At 64.9% G+C, this 1,349-nt stretch carries 1 protein-coding gene; it reads left to right on the top strand.

Going from position 1 to position 1,349, the window contains the following annotated elements; genetic code table 11:
* A partial coding sequence (locus XM53_RS22215) for a formate--tetrahydrofolate ligase (RefSeq protein ID WP_057796981.1) occupies positions 1-1,349 on the top strand: 1,349 nt, incomplete at both ends.

The raw sequence follows: 1,349 nt of genomic DNA, 5'->3' as shown, positions 1-1,349 counted from the left end.
AAGGCGATGATCTGCATCCGCGAGGCCTCGCTGGGCCCGAACTTCGGGATGAAGGGCGGCGCCGCGGGTGGCGGCTATGCCCAGGTGGTGCCGATGGAGGACATGAACCTGCACTTCACCGGCGACTTTCACGCGATCACCTCGGCCCACGCCCTGCTGTCCGCGATGATCGACAACCACGTCTACTGGGGCAACGACGCCGAGATCGACACCCGCCGGATCGTCTGGCGCCGGGTCGTGGACATGAACGACCGCTCCTTGCGCCAGATCACGTCCAGCCTGGGCGGTGTGGCCAACGGCTTTGCCCGCGAGGACGGGTTCGACATCACCGTGGCCTCGGAGGTCATGGCGATCCTCTGCCTGGCGAGCGATCTGAAGGACCTCGAGGACCGGCTGGGATCGATGATCGTGGCCTATCGCCGCGACCGCAGCCCGGTTTTCTGCCGCGATATCAAGGCCGAGGGCGCGATGACGGTCCTTTTGAAGGACGCGATGCAGCCCAACCTGGTGCAGACGCTGGAAAACAACCCGGCCTTCGTGCATGGCGGCCCGTTCGCCAACATCGCGCATGGCTGCAACTCGGTCATTGCCACGAAAACGGCGCTGAAACTGGCCGATTACGTGGTGACGGAAGCCGGCTTCGGCGCGGACCTGGGCGCCGAGAAGTTCATGAACATCAAGTGCCGCAAGGCCGGGATCGCGCCCTCGGCGGTGGTGATCGTGGCCACGGTGCGGGCGATGAAGATGAACGGCGGCGTGGCCAAGGCCGACCTTGGCGCCGAGAACGTGGACGCGGTCAAGGCGGGCTGCCCGAACCTGGGCCGGCATATCGAGAATGTTAAGTCTTTCGGTGTACCGGTGGTGGTGGCGATCAACCATTTCGTGACCGACACCGATGCCGAGGTGCAGGCGGTGAAGGACTTCGTGGCGGAAAACGGCGCCGAGGCGGTGCTGAGCCGCCACTGGGAGCTGGGCTCGGAAGGCTCTGCTGACTTGGCCAGGAAGGTCGTGGAGACGATCGAGAAGGGCGAGGCGAACTTCAAGCCGATCTATCCCGACGAGATGAGCCTGTTCGAGAAGATCGAGACGATCGCCAAGAAGATCTACCGCGCCGACGAGGTGATCGCGGACAAGAAGATCCGCGACCAGCTGAAGAGCTGGGAAGAGCAGGGCTATGGTAACCTGCCGGTCTGCATGGCGAAAACGCAATACAGCTTCTCGACCGACCCCACGCAGCGCGGCGCGCCCACGGGCCACTCGGTGCCGGTGCGCGAAGTGCGGCTGTCGGCCGGCGCGGGCTTTGTCGTCGTCGTCTGCGGCGAGATCATGACCATGCCCGGCCTGCCCAG

The organism is Roseovarius atlanticus (assembly GCF_001441615.1).
GTDB classification, from domain to species: Bacteria; Pseudomonadota; Alphaproteobacteria; order Rhodobacterales; family Rhodobacteraceae; genus Roseovarius; species Roseovarius atlanticus.
This window is presented reverse-complemented; position numbering and strand designations above follow the sequence as displayed.